The 12,526-nt window shown below is 70.8% G+C and carries 16 protein-coding genes; 10 read left to right on the top strand and 6 right to left on the bottom strand.

Annotation, left to right across the window (positions count from 1 at the left end):
- Nucleotides 1–11 precede the first annotated feature (11 nt).
- The 3 genes from RS83_RS07255 (at nucleotide 12) to RS83_RS07245 (ending at nucleotide 3,319) form a co-directional block, all read left to right on the top strand.
- Nucleotides 12–1,100: an alcohol dehydrogenase catalytic domain-containing protein gene (locus RS83_RS07255; RefSeq protein ID WP_045278837.1), complete on the top strand. Its 1,089-nt coding sequence runs from the start codon at nucleotides 12–14 to the stop codon at nucleotides 1,098–1,100.
- 174 nt (nucleotides 1,101–1,274) lie between these two features.
- Nucleotides 1,275–2,540, top strand: a complete 1,266-nt coding sequence (locus RS83_RS07250) for a CaiB/BaiF CoA transferase family protein (RefSeq protein ID WP_197072081.1) — start codon at nucleotides 1,275–1,277, stop codon at nucleotides 2,538–2,540.
- Nucleotides 2,540–3,319: an enoyl-CoA hydratase/isomerase family protein gene (locus RS83_RS07245; protein ID WP_045278836.1), complete on the top strand. Its 780-nt coding sequence runs from the start codon at nucleotides 2,540–2,542 to the stop codon at nucleotides 3,317–3,319. The genes RS83_RS07250 and RS83_RS07245 overlap by 1 nt, the downstream gene beginning before the upstream one ends.
- A 120-nt stretch (nucleotides 3,320–3,439) precedes the next feature.
- Here the strand turns inward: RS83_RS07245 and RS83_RS07240 are convergent, their stop codons facing one another.
- Nucleotides 3,440–3,964, bottom strand: coding sequence for an FHA domain-containing protein (locus tag RS83_RS07240; protein ID WP_230114908.1), 525 nt, complete (start codon nucleotides 3,962–3,964; stop codon nucleotides 3,440–3,442).
- A gap of 233 nt (nucleotides 3,965–4,197) precedes the next feature.
- On the opposite strand from RS83_RS07240, the gene RS83_RS07235 reads away from it, so the two are divergent.
- The 3 genes from RS83_RS07235 (at nucleotide 4,198) to RS83_RS07225 (ending at nucleotide 6,534) form a co-directional block, all read left to right on the top strand.
- Nucleotides 4,198–4,545, top strand: a complete 348-nt coding sequence (locus RS83_RS07235) for a hypothetical protein (RefSeq protein WP_045278835.1) — start codon at nucleotides 4,198–4,200, stop codon at nucleotides 4,543–4,545.
- A 92-nt stretch (nucleotides 4,546–4,637) separates the two neighbouring features.
- Nucleotides 4,638–5,522, top strand: coding sequence for an SDR family oxidoreductase (locus tag RS83_RS07230; RefSeq protein WP_045278834.1), 885 nt, complete (start codon nucleotides 4,638–4,640; stop codon nucleotides 5,520–5,522).
- 73 nt (nucleotides 5,523–5,595) lie between these two features.
- Nucleotides 5,596–6,534: an EamA family transporter gene (locus RS83_RS07225; protein WP_045278833.1), complete on the top strand. Its 939-nt coding sequence runs from the start codon at nucleotides 5,596–5,598 to the stop codon at nucleotides 6,532–6,534.
- Here the strand turns inward: RS83_RS07225 and RS83_RS07220 are convergent, their stop codons facing one another.
- Both RS83_RS07220 and RS83_RS07215 read right to left on the bottom strand, forming a co-directional pair.
- The gene (locus tag RS83_RS07220) at nucleotides 6,535–7,326 is read right to left on the bottom strand and encodes a YidC/Oxa1 family membrane protein insertase (protein WP_045278832.1); all 792 of its coding nucleotides are present in this window, start codon (nucleotides 7,324–7,326) and stop codon (nucleotides 6,535–6,537) included. It abuts the gene before it with no gap.
- Between the two features lie 79 nt (nucleotides 7,327–7,405).
- Nucleotides 7,406–7,678 carry a DUF6412 domain-containing protein gene (locus RS83_RS07215; RefSeq protein ID WP_045278831.1) on the bottom strand — a complete coding sequence of 91 codons (273 nt, stop codon included), beginning with the start codon at nucleotides 7,676–7,678 and terminating at the stop codon, nucleotides 7,406–7,408.
- A 69-nt stretch (nucleotides 7,679–7,747) separates the two neighbouring features.
- Between RS83_RS07215 and RS83_RS07210 the strand changes: the two genes are divergently transcribed.
- The 3 genes from RS83_RS07210 to RS83_RS07200 are packed head-to-tail and all read left to right on the top strand — an operon-like array spanning nucleotide 7,748 to nucleotide 9,473.
- The gene (locus RS83_RS07210; protein ID WP_045278830.1) at nucleotides 7,748–8,791 is read left to right on the top strand and encodes an NAD(P)H-dependent flavin oxidoreductase; all 1,044 of its coding nucleotides are present in this window, start codon (nucleotides 7,748–7,750) and stop codon (nucleotides 8,789–8,791) included.
- A 38-nt stretch (nucleotides 8,792–8,829) separates the two neighbouring features.
- The gene (locus tag RS83_RS07205; protein ID WP_045278829.1) at nucleotides 8,830–9,087 is read left to right on the top strand and encodes a type II toxin-antitoxin system Phd/YefM family antitoxin; all 258 of its coding nucleotides are present in this window, start codon (nucleotides 8,830–8,832) and stop codon (nucleotides 9,085–9,087) included.
- Nucleotides 9,084–9,473, top strand: coding sequence for a type II toxin-antitoxin system VapC family toxin (locus tag RS83_RS07200; protein WP_052678939.1), 390 nt, complete (start codon nucleotides 9,084–9,086; stop codon nucleotides 9,471–9,473). Before RS83_RS07205 ends, RS83_RS07200 begins: the two co-directional genes overlap by 4 nt.
- A 24-nt stretch (nucleotides 9,474–9,497) precedes the next feature.
- On the opposite strand, the gene purU is transcribed toward RS83_RS07200, so the two are convergent.
- Entirely contained in the window at nucleotides 9,498–10,349 is an 852-nt protein-coding gene (purU, locus tag RS83_RS07195; RefSeq protein ID WP_045278828.1) for a formyltetrahydrofolate deformylase, read from the bottom strand.
- Nucleotides 10,350–10,463: 114 nt separating this feature from the next.
- Between purU and RS83_RS07190 the strand changes: the two genes are divergently transcribed.
- On the top strand, nucleotides 10,464–10,925 hold the full coding sequence (locus tag RS83_RS07190; protein WP_045278827.1) for a hypothetical protein: 462 nt from the start codon (nucleotides 10,464–10,466) through the stop codon (nucleotides 10,923–10,925).
- A 13-nt stretch (nucleotides 10,926–10,938) separates the two neighbouring features.
- Here RS83_RS07190 and RS83_RS07185 read toward each other — a convergent pair whose 3' ends face one another.
- Nucleotides 10,939–11,655 carry a glutamine amidotransferase-related protein gene (locus RS83_RS07185; RefSeq protein WP_045278826.1) on the bottom strand — a complete coding sequence of 239 codons (717 nt, stop codon included), beginning with the start codon at nucleotides 11,653–11,655 and terminating at the stop codon, nucleotides 10,939–10,941.
- 73 nt (nucleotides 11,656–11,728) lie between these two features.
- Nucleotides 11,729–12,490 carry a LysR family transcriptional regulator substrate-binding protein gene (locus RS83_RS07180; RefSeq protein WP_045278825.1) on the bottom strand — a complete coding sequence of 254 codons (762 nt, stop codon included), beginning with the start codon at nucleotides 12,488–12,490 and terminating at the stop codon, nucleotides 11,729–11,731.
- Nucleotides 12,491–12,526 lie beyond the last annotated feature (36 nt).

Below are 12,526 nucleotides of genomic sequence, written 5' to 3'. Positions count from 1 at the left end.
CGGTCGACGACATGGGCACGCTGCTGATCCGTCCCCCAGGCCATCGACGTGACGTCACGCTGCGGCCGGCAGCCACGGCGATGGTGTGGACCGGCGTCGATCACCCGCACGAGACGATCGCGGTGCCCGGCGTCGCGCTCGGCGACCGCGACGTGCTGGTCGCGATCGAGATGTCGACGATCTGCGGCTCCGACGTGCACACGGTGCGGGGGCGCCGGTCCGCGCCGACGCCGCTCGTGCTCGGCCACGAGAGCGTCGGCCGCGTGATCGCGGTCGGCGACGAGGGTGCGCTCGCCGTCGACGGGAGCCCCCTGCGCATCGGCGACCGTGTCGTGTGGTCGATCACGATCTCGTGTGCGAGCTGCGACCGGTGCCTGCGCGGGATGCCGCAGAAGTGCCGCACGCTCGGCAAGTACGGCCACGACCGCGTCGGCGCGCACGGCGACCTGACCGGTGCGTTCGGCAGCCACATGCAGCTGCGCGCCGGCACCGCGATCGTCCGGGTGCCTGAGGCGCTGCCCGCCGCCGTGCTCGCCCCGGCGTCCTGCGCGACGGCCACTGCCTGGGCCGCCGTCGCCCGCGCAGCGCGGTGGCGAGACCTCGAGGGCGCTGCGGTGCGGATTCACGGCGCCGGACTCGTCGGACTCTCGGCGGCGGCGATCGCTGCCGAGTTCGGTGCCGACGTCGAGGTGCGCGACCCGAACCCGCAGCGCCAGGCGCTCGCCGCCAGGTTCGGTGCCGAGGGCCTGGATCGCGAGCCCGATGTGGTGATCGAGGCATCAGGGCATGCGGTGGCCGATGCGCTGGAGGGTGTCGCGGTCGGCGGCATGGTGGTGCTCGTCGGCAGCGTGTTCCCGGCCGACCCGGTGCCGTTCGACGCCGAGAGCATCGTGCGACGGCTCGTCACGATCGCCGGCGTCCACAACTACACCGGCGCCGAACTCGTCGAGGCGGTCGCCTTCCTCGCCGGTCGCGGTCGGGCGTATCCCTTCGCGGATGCCGTCGGCGCCGTGCGCCCGCTCACCGACATCGATGCGGCGCTCGCCGCGGCATCCGAGCGGGACGCACCGCTGCGGATCGGACTCGTGCCGGGGCGCTGACCCGTCCTGGGGTGCGGTTGCACTCGCGATATGGTCGCATCGACCCGGAACGCCCCCGTTCATATGTGTCCTGGGCACATATCCCTGCGATGGCTGCGCTGGAAAGCTGGATCGACGACCACATCGCCGCTCCACCATCGACGCCGGAGCGCGCGTCGCAGAAGGGACCCCACGATGATCGATGACGAGCTCCGCGCCCGACTGGAAGCACTGGGCGGGATGGATGCCGGTCCAGGCTCCCTCGCCGGCGTCGTGGTGGTGGACGTCACTCGCGTCGTCGCGGGTCCCTACTGCTCGATGATCCTGGCCGACCTCGGCGCGACCGTCATCAAGGTCGAGCACCCCGACGACCCCGACTACACGCGCACCTTCCCGCCGCTCCTCGAGCGCGAGGGCGGCGAGGGCTTCAGCGGATTCTTCGCGCAGTACAACCGCAACAAGCTCGGCGTCTCGCTGAACCTGCGCCACCCCGAGGGGAAGACGGCGCTCGAGCGGTTGGTCGCGAAGGCCGACGTGCTCGTCGAGAACTTCCGCCCCGGCACCATGGACCGCCTGGGCCTCGGCCACGAGCACCTGGGCTCGATCAACCCGCGCCTCGTCTACGCGGCGCTCAGCGGCTACGGGCAGACGGGTCCGTACCGGGGGCGCCCCGCCTACGACAACAGTGCCCAGGCGACCGGTGGCCTCTGGTCGATGAACGGCCCGGCCGGCGGTCCGCCCACGCGCGTCGGCACGATCATCGGCGATCTCGCCGCCAGCCTGTACGGCGTGATCGGCGTCCTCGCCGCCGTGCGTCACGCCGAGCGCACGGGGGAGGGTCAGCTCGTCGACGTGTCGCAGCAGGACTCCGTGCTCACCCTCACCGAGAACGCGGTGGTCTCGTACACGACCGAGGGTGTCGTACCGGTGCCGCTCGGCAACCAGCATCCGTTCGTCCGCCCCTATGAGCTGTTCGCCTGCCAGGACGGCTACGTGTTCTTCGGCGGGTACACCGACAAGTTCTGGAAGATCTCCTGCGAGACGTTCGGTTCGGCCGACGACTACGCGGCCAATCCAGACCTGCACCGGATGGCTGACCGCTTCGACGCCGTCGTCTACGCGCAGCAGGTGAAGCCGATGGTCGAGCGCTGGTTCGCCGGACGCACCAAGGCCGAGCTCGAGGCGCTCGCGGGAGACCTCGTGCCGCTGAGCGCTGTGAAGGACATCGCCGAGGTCGTCGCCGACCCGCAGATCGCGGCGCGCGACATGGTCGTCGAGGCGGAGTACGAGGGCTACGGCCCGCTGCGCACCTTCGGTTCGCCGGTGAAGCTCGACCGCACGCCGCCGCGCGCTCGCGGTCTTGCGCCGGACACCGGCGAGCACACCGACGCGGTCTTCCGCGACCTGCTCGGCTATGCGACCGACGAGATCGAGGCGCTGCGCACCGCCGGGACGATCTGATGGCGGGCATCCGTCTCGACCGCGACGGCGCACTCGCCGTCATCACGATCGATCGACCCGAGAAGCTCAACGCACTCACGCTCGCGATGTACGAGCAGCTCGGCGAGGCGTTCGCGGAGGTGCGCGACGACGCGCGCATCGGTGCGGCGATCCTCACCGGCGCAGGGGAGCGGGCGTTCTGCGTCGGTGCCGACCTCGGCGAGTCGATCCCAGCGCTCACGGAGGGCCGCTTCGACATCAGCGAGTGGGACGCCGCCCACCAGAAGCACTCGACGCTCGACAAGCCGGTGGTCGCAGCGGTCAACGGCCTGTGCCTCGGCGGCGGCTTCGAGATCCTGCTGTCGACCGACATCCGCATCGCGTCGGACGAGGCGCAGTTCGCGCTGCCGGAGACGGGTGTCGGCGTCGTGCCGGCCGGCGGCACGCTCGTTCGCCTGATCCGACAGATCCCCTACGCCTGGGCCATGGACCTGATGCTGCGCGGCACGAGGATCGATGCCGCGACGGCGCTGCGCTACGGCATCCTGAACCAGGTCGTCCCGGCCGTCGAGCTGCAGTCGACCGCCGTGTCGGTGGCCGAGGAGCTGCTGTCACGCAGCCGTACCGCGATCGCGACGGTCAAGCGCGCGGTGCGCGAGCTCGCCGATCTTCCCAAAGGCGAGGCGTTCGTGCGTGAGGCCGAGCTCGGCCAGCTGGCGTTCGACAGCGACGATGCCCGCGAGGGCCTCGCCGCATTCGCCGCGCGTCGCCCTCCGGTGTTCCCCTCGCACGAGGTCTGACGCGGCATCCTGTTCCGGTCGCAGTTCGTGCTGCCGGCATCCTCTTCCGGTCGCAGTTCGTGCCGCCTGCATCCTCTGCAGGCGGCACGAATCGCGACCGGAACGAGGTCCGGCGGTGGCTCAGCGCTCGAAGTCGTCCGGCGCCGGCTCGGCCTGCGGGGCTCCGGATTCGGCGGTCTCGGATGCCGCTGCCTCGGCCGTGTAGTCCGGACGCGGCGGCTGCAGGCGCTGGTCGTTGAACTCGCCGCCCTTGCGTCCGCCGAACGGGCGGCCGTGGTCAGCCGACTCGTCGCGGGCGAACACGAAGCTCCAGGGGCCGGCCGTGAACTGCGCGCCGGTGCGGAGCGTCTGAGTGTCCTCGCCCGGGTGCGTGGCGTCTGCGCTGCCTGCCGCACTGCGCTCGCCCTCGCCGTGCAGCGTCAGCACGTACTCGTCGCGGTCGTCGTGCTGGATCGTCGCGTGCAGCGGATCGGTGTCCGCGATGCGCAGCTCGTTGCCCTCTGCCGATCCGATGCGCACGAGGTCGACGTCGAGCGCGAACTCGGTGCGGTCGTCGTCGCGCGTGATGCGCAGGCGGGGGTTGCCAGCGCCGAACTCGGCGTGGGTCGTGGTGGGGGTGTACCCCTCAGTCGTCTCTTCAGTCATGCTGCTCGCCTCCCAGAACGTGTGGCTCCGAGCCTAGGTGCGTTCGTGGGTGCCGAGGAAGGGGTTGACTTCCGTGCTGCGTCACCGGAGAAACCGATGACGTGGCGCGCACAGGTGAGCGCGCACAGCTGCGGGAGTACCCGAATCGGGGGAACGGAGGAATACTCTAGGGAGAGGGACGATTCCGACAGCCCTGTCGGACCAGGACTGAATCGATCCGAGGAGTGGGACACATGGGAAAGTTCGTCTACGAAGGCGGCGTCAAGACCGAGATCGAGGACCGCGCACTCACGCACCTCCAGCTCGTGATCACGGCCAAGCTCCGTCGCGGTGAGCCGTTCCCGTTCAGCTGGCGCGAAGACGCCAGCGTCGGCGGCGGACGCGTCACCGTCTGGGTGCAGCCGGGCAGTTCGCTCGTCTTCAAGTACTTCGGCAGCCGCCAGCCGGCGATCAACCGTGCGTGGATCGAGGCCCTGGCCTTCACCGCCAACGCCCCGAGCGGCCTGTATCTCGTGCCAGAGCCTGCCGAGAGCAGCGACTCGGCCGGCGCCGCCGACGTGCACGTCGCCGTTCCGAGCTGACCCGGGAACGGCCCGCACGGCTGTCAACCCCCTTCGCAGGTCGAGGCGGGTGCGGCATCGTCGGCCTCTCCGACGCGAAGAGAGGCGAACCGATGACCGACACCGCTCCCGACCCCCGCACGGCCCACCGCACGGAGGGTTTTCCCGACCAGCAGCAGGATCAGCCCGGTCTCACCGAGCGGACCACGCCACGGCCGGACCACGGCGAGTCCAGCTATGTCGGCAGTGGTCGGCTCGAGGGCCGGAAGGCCTTGATCACGGGTGGTGACTCCGGCATCGGCCGGGCCGTCGCGATCGCCTTCGCCCGTGAGGGGGCGGATGTCGCGATCGCGCACCTCCCGGAGGAGCAGCAGGATGCGGATGCCACGGTCGAACTCGTGCGAGAGGCAGGGCGCACCGCGGTGAGCCTCGCCGGTGACCTGCGCGACGAGGACTTCGCCGAAGCCGTGGTCGCCGAGACGCGACGTGCGCTGGGCGGACTCGATGTGCTCGTGCTCAACGCCGCGTACCAGCACGACATCGACGGCTTCGAGAACCTCCGCACCGACGACATGCGGCGCGTGTTCGACACGAACCTGGTCGGCATGGTGCACTCGGCGCGTGCCGCCTATCCGCTCCTGGAGCCGGGCGCGAGCATCATCGTCACCTCCTCCGTGCAGGCGTACAACCCCTCGCCCGGCCTGATCGACTACGCCATGACGAAGGCCGCGCAGGTCGCCTTCGTGCAGGCGCTCGCAGAGGAGGCCGGCCCGCGCGGCATCCGGGTCAATGCGGTCGCACCGGGCCCGATCTGGACGCCGCTCATCCCGGCGGCGGGTTGGGATGCCGAGCGCCTCGCGACCTTCGGACAGGACACGCCGCTCGAGCGAGCGGGCCAGCCGGCCGAGCTCGCCGGTGCCTACGTGTACCTGGCCTCGAACGAGTCCTCGTACACCTCTGGAGCGATCCTGCCGGTGACCGGCGGCAAGCACCTCTGAGCGGCACGACCCCTGCCGCGTCCGGGGTGTGTCGACTGGACGCGGCAGGGGCTGATGCCTCACGCTGAGAGGCGTGCAGCAGTCCCCGTCGTCCCGTTCCCTCACGGGCGTCGCGCTCGTCATCGGCTCCTGCCTGTCGCTGCCCTTCGGGGCGGCCGTCGCGGCGCAGCTGTTCCCGGTGCTCGGGCCGTGGGGCGTGACCTCGCTGCGTGTCGCGATCGCGGCGATGCTGCTCGTCGTGATCGTGCGCCCGCGCCCCGGCCGGTGGACCAGGCAGCAGTGGATCGCGGCGGTCCTGTTCGGCGTCTCGCTCGCCGCCATGAACGGCTCCTTCTACGCCGCGATCGACCGCATCCCGCTCGGCCCGGCCGTCGCGATCGAGTTCCTCGGGCCGCTCGTGCTGGCCGCCCTGCTCACGCGTCGCGTGGCCGATGCGGTGTGGGTCGGCGTCGCGCTGATCGGCATGGCGTTGCTCGCGGTCGACGGGCTGCTCGGGGCTGCGCCGCTGGATCCGCTCGGTGTCGTCTTCATCCTGATCGCCGCGGCCTTCTGGGCCATGTACATCCGGATGAGCGCACGCGTCGGCACACTGATCCCCGGCGCCGGCGGACTCGCGATGGGACTCGTCATCGCGGCGGTGCTGCTCATCCCGGTTGGCGTGCCGGCAGCGATCACGGTCGCGGGCGACACACAGCTCCTCCTGCTCGCCGCGATCACCGCGGTGCTGTCGTCGGTGATCCCGTACAGCTTCGAGCTCGCGGCGCTGCGCCGTCTGCCCGAGCGCGTGTTCGGTGTGCTGCTGAGCCTCGAGCCGGCATTTGCGACGCTGGCCGGATGGCTCGTGCTCGGCCAGAGCGCGACACCGCTGCGGATGCTGGCTATCGCCCTGGTCGTCGCCGCCAGCGTCGGCACGACCCTCGGCATCCGTCGTCGTCGCCGCGCGGATGCCGCACGCGACGACGACGAGGATCCGCCAGGGGTCTTCACCGCGCCGATCCCACTGCCGGAGTGATCAGGCTGCCACGCGCTTCGGCGCAGGGGTTCGGTTCGCGGCGACCGCGGTCGTCGGCAGCGGGTAGCGGCGGCGCAGCAGCGCGCGCTGCACGAGCGTCCAGATCACGGTGACCGTGAGGTAGAGCGCGGCGGCGAGCGGCACGAACGCCGCGAACACGGCGGTCACGTAGTGCATCGCGCTCATCACCCGCAGCATCGTCGGCGAGTTCAGCGGCGAGTCGCCCTCGACCGGCGCCGGACGGAACACGCGACGCGTGATCTCGGCGACGACGAGCATGATGACGAGCAGCACACCGAAGACCAGGAACGTGGCCGGCGTCGCCGTACCGCCGAACAGCGCCGACACCAGGCTCGTGCCCAATGGTGCGCCGAACAGGTCATGGGTGAGCAGGTCGTTCGGATGCCCGGCGATCTCGGGACGGATGAACAGCGTGTAGAGGATGCCGACCACCGGCGCCTGCGCGAGCACCGGCAGCATCCCGGCGAAGGGCGAGGTGTTCTCCGACCGGTACAGCTCGAGCGTCTCGCGCTGCAACCGCTCCGGGTTCTTCTTGTGTCGGCGCTGCAGTTCGCGCAGGCGAGGAGCGAGACGGGCTCTGGTCTGCTCTGCCTTGGCCTGCGAGAAGCCGACGGGGATGAGTAGTGCGCGCACGAGGAGCGTCACGAGGATGACGGCCGCAGCAGATGCCGCGCCGCCGGCGAAGGGTTCGAGCAGGGTGGAGAGGCCGGCCAGGGCGCCGTAGGCGGCGTCGAGCAGGGCGGTCAGCGGTGGGAGGGCAAAGGGGTCCATTGGGTGTCCGTTCGAGAGGTCGGGATGGGTCGGCGAATGCCGCGCGATCCCGGTCGGAACGGAGGTTCCGTCGACAGGACTACGCGGCGGTCGCGACTCCCGGCGCTCGCGGACGCGGGTGCCCTGCGGCATCCGGATCACTCTGCGAGAGGAGGGTGGAGGCGTCGATCGCGCGCCAGGGATGCGGCGCGCTGCTGGCGGTGGCGGAGTGCAGACTCAGCACCAGCGCGAGCGTGAGGGCCGTCACCGCCAGCAGGGCGATCGCGAGGCCCAGGGCCGCGGCGTCGGGGACGGAGACGAGACCGAGCGCGGTCAGCACGATGCTCAGCATCTGCCCGAACCACTCGCTCATGTGCGTCTCCCTCTCTCCTGCGAGGGTAGCACCGGCCGCTGGGCCCGCGGCCGGGCGTAGCCTCGAAGCATGAGTGATCTGCGTGCGCTGTTCGGCATCGAGCATCCGATCGTCCTCGGCCCCTTCGGCGGCTTGTCCTCCGTGCCGCTCACTGCGGCGGTGAGCGACGCAGGCGGCCTCGGATCGTTCGGGCTCTATGGCTACGACGGCGATCGGATCCGCCGGACCGGCGCCGAGCTGCGCGCAGCCACCTCGCGGCCGTTCGCACTCAACATCTGGGTGCCGACCGGCGACGAGGTCGTTCCGAACGCACAGCACATGATCTTCGCGCAGGCACTGCAGCCGTTCTACGACGCGGTCGGTGTCGAGATGCCGGCCAGGCCCGAGCAGTACATCCCATCGCACGAGGAGCAGCTGGACGCGATCTGGGACGTCGCGCCGGCTGTGCTCAGCGTCGTGTTCGGTGTGCCCTCCGGTGCGGTCGTCGAGGAGGCGCATCGCCGTGGCATCCGCGTCGTCGGCACCGCCACGACGGTGGCAGAGGCCGTGGCACTGGCAGACGGCGGCGTCGATGCGGTCGTGGCGACCGGGTTCGAGGCCGGCGGACACCGTGTGTCGTTCGTGCGTCCCGCCGAGGATTCGCTGGTCGGCACCTTCGCGCTCGTGCCGCAGGTCGTCGATGCGGTCGACGTGCCGGTGATCGCCGCCGGCGGCATCGCGGATCGCCGCGGGGTCGCCGCCGCGTTCGCGCTCGGCGCCGAGGCGGTACAGGTCGGCACCGCCTTTCTCGTCACCCCGGAGTCGGCCGTGAACGACGCGCACCGCGAGGCGATCCGGCGGACCCCGGCTGACGGCACGGTGCTCACCAAGGCGATGAGCGGTCGGCTCGCACGCGGCGTGCGCAACCGTGCGGTCCGGGCCATCGAGGCGAGCGGCACGATCGCGCCGTTCCCGATGCAGAACTGGCTCACCGGGCTGTTCCGCACGGCTGCCGGCCGACAGGAGCTCGGCGAGCTGCAGTCGCTGTGGATGGGGCAGGCTGCCCCGCTCGCGCGCGCGGGCTCGGCCGCTGAGGCGTTCGCCGAGCTGGTCGCCGGGGTGCCTGTGGAATGAACCATCCGGTTAGCCAGGTATCTGGCTAGGATGGCGTCATGTCGACCTACAGCGTGTTGGATGCGCGGAACAATCTGTCCCGTCTGATCGCCGATGCGCGCTCGGGGATCGAGGTCGTCATCACGAACAGGGGAGTTCCCGTGGCGCAGATCACACCCATCACCGCAGTCGACGTGCCGCTCACCGGACCGGCCCTCGTGGAGTGGATCGACGCGAACCCGCTCCCGGATCGCCTCGCCCGCTCCGCCGACGACATCGAAGCGCAGATCCGCGAGCTCAGGGACGCCTGGGAGTGATCTCCCTCGACGCCTGCATCCTCATCTACGCCCTCGAGGACCGAGGGGAGGCGGGCGATCGCGTTCGACAGGCGCTGGCGCGGACCGACGACCGGATCGCGGTGAGTCCGCTCGTGCTGCACGAGTGCCTCATCAAGCCGCTGCGCGACGGAGATCTCGAGACGCGTTCGAGACTCCTGTCCGCATACGCACGTATGGTGCACCTCGAGCTCGACGAGACCGTCTTCCTGCACGCCGCCGAACTGCGGGCGCGGCACGGGCTGAAGACTCCGGATGCGCTGCACCTCGCCGCCGCGCAGCTCAGCGGCTGCCGCGAGTTCTGGACGAACGATGCCCGCCTGGTCACGGCCTCCCGTGGCCTCGCGGTCGACGTGGTCTCGGCCTGAGCGACCCGACCCGAGCGCGTCCGGCTACAGGATGACGGTCGAGCGGCCGTGCACGATCACGCGGTCCTCGGCATGCCACTGCACGGCGCGCGCGAGGACCTGACGCTCGACGTCGGCACCGCGGCTCTGCAGCTGGGCGGCCGAGTCGGCGTGCGTCACGCGCGTGACGTCCTGCTCGATGATCGGCCCCTCGTCGAGGTCGGCCGTCGCATAGTGCGCGGTCGCCCCGATGAGCTTCACGCCGCGGTCCTTGGCCCTGGCGTACGGGTTCGCGCCGATGAATGCCGGCAGGAACGAGTGGTGGATGTTGATGACCGGCGCCTCGACGCGCTCGATGAAGTCGTCGGTGAGGATCTGCATGTAGCGGGCGAGCACGACCAGGTCGACGTTGCCGCGCAGCAGGTCGAGCTGGCGCTGCTCCATGAGCTGCTTGTCGCCGGAGGGGATGTGCACGAACGGCACGCCGAACGAGCGCACCGACTCGGCGAGATCGGGGTGGTTCGACACGACCATCGTGATGTCGATGTCGAGCTGGCCGCGCTGCGTGCGCCACAGCAGCTCCATCAGGCAGTGGTCGTACTTCGACACGAAGATCGCGACGCGCTTGCGACGGGCGGTGTCGTGCAGCGACCACTCCATGCCGAAGCGCTGCGCCACGGCGTCGAGGTCGGCCTCCAGAGCGGGGCGCGCTGCCGCGAGTCCGTCGAGATGGATCACCGTGCGCTGGAAGAACCGGCCGCCCTCGGAGTCCGTCGAGTGCTGGTCCAGCGAGATGATGTTCGCGTCATGGGCGGCGAGCACCCCTGCGACTGCCGCGACGATGCCTGGTTGGTCGTCGCAGGCGATCAGAAGACGGGCGGTGTCGGGCTGAGACATGGATGCTCCTCGGGGGTGTTCCTCGATTCTGCCGTGCCAGCGCTCCGACGGACGAATCGCCGCGGCGAGTGGATACGCTGACTGGTGGCGCGAAGCGCCGCGAGGAGGACTGCCATGACAGCATCCGCTCTGCTGACGCAGGCCGTGCAGGATCTCGCCGGCGCCCCGAAGGAGGGGCTGGGCGAGCAGCGGGACTCCCAGTGGCGGGGTCGGCGCATCGTGCGGGTCGGGGCGGCCTGGCACCTCGGCGTGCTGCTGCTGACCGACACCCATGCGCTCGCGACCGCCGAGGTGCTGCGTGCGGCGGATCCTGGTCGCCGCGGCTACACCGCCGAATCAGCGCGTGAGCGGGCGGCTCGACGCGAGGAGGCGCTGCGCGGCGGATTCGACGAGGGCGAGGTCGTGCACGTCGGGTGGAGTGTGATCGACGTCGATGCGGTGGATGCCGGTGGTGCATCCGGTCCGCTCGCGTCGATCGACGGCGTGCCCTCGGTGCGCTGGAGCGCGGCCGGCGGGTTCATGCCGCTGGAGTCGTATCTGCGGGAACGCGTCGAGCTGCTGCGTGCATCGGACTGACCGAGCCGGACGCTCAGACGAAGGTCTCGGCGAAGCGGCGCAGCAGCGCGGTGCCCTCGGTGACGGATGCCGACAGCACCTGATCCTGCACGTGGTCGAACTCGTCGGGGTCGAAGTACCCGGTCGTGCGGTAGAACGTCATCCGATCGGCGAAGTCGCGCGGCGTGGGCTCCGGGTGGAACTGGGCCGCGTACAGGTGCGTGCCGACGCGGTAGGCCTGCACGGGGCAGTCCTCGTTCGTCGCGAGCAGTTCGGCACCGGCCGGCAGCGCCACCGAGCTCTCCTTGTGCGCCGTGAACACCGTGAGCGCGGGCGAGCTGGGGCCGAAGACCGGGTCGGATGCGCCGACCGGTGTCGTGCGGATCACGGTGGCGCTCGCGGCCTCCGGTGTCTCGGTGGTCACGTCGCCGCCGAGCATCCGTGTCACCACACCGATGCTGAAGCAGGTGAAGAAGACGGCGACCTCGGCGTCGATCGCGCGCTGAGCGATCGTGCGCAGGTCGGCCTCGACCCGCAACTGCTCCGGGATCTTCTCGACGTCGCTGACGTTGAACGGCGAGCCGCCGACGACGATGCCGCGGTAGCCGCGCAGGCGGGCCGGATCGAGCGGTCCGTCGAGGAGGTCGAGTCGGTCGACGACGTCGGCACCGAGTGCCCGGCGGAAGGACGCGTGCTCCGCGTCGGCCGCGCCGCGCTCCGGGCGCACGCAGACGTAGAGAAGCGAACCCATCAGGCGATCCTATCGAGGCTCGGAGGTCGCCGAGAAAGCGGGTGACGCCCCGTGACGCCCGAGGTGCGCGGTCTCAGCGCGAGGAGTTCGAGGTGCGGCCGCGCACGATCCCGACGAAGGTCTCGACGTCGGGCGTGGTGCGATCGCGCGGCCAGACCAGGGCGACCGTGGAGGTCGGACCGTCGAGCAGTCGACGGTGTCCTGCGTCTTTCCGGTGGTGCAGGCGTGCGAGCGACATCGGCACGATCACGATGCCGACACCGGATGCCGCGGTCACGATCGCCTCGGCGGTGGGCAACGGCTCGAAGGTGGCAGGCGTGGTGCCCGGCAGGTCGATCGGCCCGAGCACGTCGTCGGACGGCACGATCACGACCTCGCCGGAGAGGTCGGCGATCGAGAGCTCGTCGACCGCGAGCAGGTGCGAGTCCGCCGCGGCGACCACGACCGGCACCTCGTCGTACAGCGCGATGATGTGCAGGCTGTCGTCTTCGAGCGGGAGGCGGAGCAGCGCCGCGTCGACGTCGGCGAGGATGCTGTGCCGGTCACCGGCCTCGACTCCCGCTTCGGCTCCCGCTTCGACGGGGACGAGCTCGAGCCGCACATGCGGCATCCGCTGCTTCCAGGCGTCGACCCACTTGCCCGGGGTCGTGCCGGGGACCGTGGCGAGCCGGAACACGCGGGGTTCTTCTGGAGCGTCGCGCGGGGCGTCGAAGACGACCTTGGCCTTGGCCGGTGTCCGCTTGCCCTTGGGCTGCGCCCCCTTGCCCTGCTGCTTGCCCTGGCGTGCAGGGCCGCCGGTGGTGCGCCGCGCCGGTCGCCGTCCCTGAGTCGCCATGTGATCCAGGGTATCCGGCGCCGGGCGGCGCACCTG

The sequence above is a fragment of the Microbacterium oxydans genome (assembly GCF_000956525.1).
Lineage (GTDB): Bacteria > Actinomycetota > Actinomycetes > Actinomycetales > Microbacteriaceae > Microbacterium > Microbacterium oxydans_A.
Note: the sequence above shows the minus strand (reverse complement) of the source record. Positions and strands in the feature narration are given on the sequence as shown.

Excerpts from the sequence above, each read along its gene's own strand:
- RS83_RS07255 (WP_045278837.1), top strand. The coding sequence starts at position 12 with ATGGGCACGCTGCTGATCCGTCCCCCAGGCCATCGACGTGACGTCACG.
- RS83_RS07250 (WP_197072081.1), top strand. The coding sequence starts at position 1,275 with ATGATCGATGACGAGCTCCGCGCCCGACTGGAAGCACTGGGCGGGATG.
- RS83_RS07245 (WP_045278836.1), top strand. The coding sequence starts at position 2,540 with ATGGCGGGCATCCGTCTCGACCGCGACGGCGCACTCGCCGTCATCACG.
- RS83_RS07240 (WP_230114908.1), bottom strand. The coding sequence starts at position 3,964 with ATGACTGAAGAGACGACTGAGGGGTACACCCCCACCACGACCCACGCC.
- RS83_RS07235 (WP_045278835.1), top strand. The coding sequence starts at position 4,198 with ATGGGAAAGTTCGTCTACGAAGGCGGCGTCAAGACCGAGATCGAGGAC.
- RS83_RS07230 (WP_045278834.1), top strand. The coding sequence starts at position 4,638 with ATGACCGACACCGCTCCCGACCCCCGCACGGCCCACCGCACGGAGGGT.
- RS83_RS07220 (WP_045278832.1), bottom strand. The coding sequence starts at position 7,326 with ATGGACCCCTTTGCCCTCCCACCGCTGACCGCCCTGCTCGACGCCGCC.
- RS83_RS07215 (WP_045278831.1), bottom strand. The coding sequence starts at position 7,678 with ATGAGCGAGTGGTTCGGGCAGATGCTGAGCATCGTGCTGACCGCGCTC.
- RS83_RS07210 (WP_045278830.1), top strand. The coding sequence starts at position 7,748 with ATGAGTGATCTGCGTGCGCTGTTCGGCATCGAGCATCCGATCGTCCTC.
- RS83_RS07205 (WP_045278829.1), top strand. The coding sequence starts at position 8,830 with ATGTCGACCTACAGCGTGTTGGATGCGCGGAACAATCTGTCCCGTCTG.
- purU (WP_045278828.1), bottom strand. The coding sequence starts at position 10,349 with ATGTCTCAGCCCGACACCGCCCGTCTTCTGATCGCCTGCGACGACCAA.
- RS83_RS07190 (WP_045278827.1), top strand. The coding sequence starts at position 10,464 with ATGACAGCATCCGCTCTGCTGACGCAGGCCGTGCAGGATCTCGCCGGC.
- RS83_RS07185 (WP_045278826.1), bottom strand. The coding sequence starts at position 11,655 with ATGGGTTCGCTTCTCTACGTCTGCGTGCGCCCGGAGCGCGGCGCGGCC.
- RS83_RS07180 (WP_045278825.1), bottom strand. The coding sequence starts at position 12,490 with ATGGCGACTCAGGGACGGCGACCGGCGCGGCGCACCACCGGCGGCCCT.